This window comes from Pantoea sp. E956-1, from assembly GCF_982223955.1.
In genome coordinates this window covers 1-390 of record NZ_CEUYZP010000107.1, presented here as the reverse complement: position 1 = coordinate 390, position 390 = coordinate 1, and the positions used below count along the sequence as shown (strand labels likewise).

1 protein-coding gene is annotated in these 390 nt (G+C 63.3%); it reads right to left on the bottom strand.

Features of this window, described 5'->3' with window-relative positions; genetic code table 11:
- A partial coding sequence (locus tag AC0T7J_RS25485) for an AI-2E family transporter (protein ID WP_473798604.1) occupies positions 1–390 on the bottom strand: 390 nt, incomplete at both ends.

Here is a 390-nt window from a genome sequence, read left to right as displayed (position 1 = left end):
GTTGTCGGAGAGCCCGGCGATCACCATCCACACGGCGAAGATGATCGTGCCGGGGCCGACGCCATCATGGGCAAAGACAAACACCACCACCGGCACGGTAACCAACAGCACCGGCAGTTGCATGATGCCCAGCAGCAACACCATCAACGCCAGCACACCGGCGGCGGGCACGCCCATGATTACCAGTGCCACACCGATCAGGATCATCTGGATAAAAGCGATACCGACCACGCCCTGCGCCACCGCGCGAATGGTCGAGGTGCACAGTTGCGCGATCTGCGGGCCACGCACCGGGCCGGAAATCCGCGTGGTGATCGCCACCGCCGTGCGATGGCCGCGTTCGCCGTGGGTCATGATCAGTCCGGCGACAATCAGTGCAACGACAAACAC